General features: G+C 29.4%; 1 pseudogene. It reads right to left on the bottom strand.

Annotated elements, in window-relative coordinates:
- A pseudogene (locus KVT34_RS29745) lies at positions 1-243 on the bottom strand (DUF2785 domain-containing protein); the annotation flags it as partial.
- Between the last annotated feature and the right edge of the window lie 318 nt (positions 244-561).

The raw sequence follows: 561 nt of genomic DNA, 5'->3' as shown, positions 1-561 counted from the left end.
TAAATAATCAGGGCTAATTGCTTGCAGCATTAATCCACGTAACTCTTTGTGTCTAAACACATCATTTGTAATCCAGTTGTGAAGCGTACTATAAATTAGATCATCACGTAATTCAGCACCAGGTGATCCGATATAATCTAGCATCCACTGCGCATATGGATATGCATCTACGTCTTCTGGTACAGCATAATTGTTACTTTTAATTTGTAGTAGTTCTTCTTTTAGTTCTAGTACTTCATTCATTATATTTCTTATCCCCTTTTTACCTTTTTTAACTTATTTTCCCTTATCCCCTATGATTTTTTCATAAAATCAATTCGAGTTTTAATATAGGTTAAGTACCTATCCTTATATGTACTTGATTCAATTATATAAAATTTATCCTAATAAATAAAAGTAAATACATATAAAATAAGTATTGGCATTGCACTAATACTTTGAACAACCTAAATATCCCACTTTATTTACATGCAGTTTATATATGTTTAGGTTATAAAATATAGTTTTTTTATCGGTATTCAAACGCAGTTACCAACAAAATTCCCATCCTTTTAGAACTTG

The sequence above is a fragment of the Paenibacillus sp. GbtcB18 genome, from assembly GCF_019091125.1.
Taxonomy (GTDB): domain Bacteria; phylum Bacillota; class Bacilli; order Paenibacillales; family NBRC-103111; genus Paenibacillus_F; species Paenibacillus_F chitinolyticus.
Note: the sequence above shows the minus strand (reverse complement) of the source record. Positions and strands in the feature narration are given on the sequence as shown.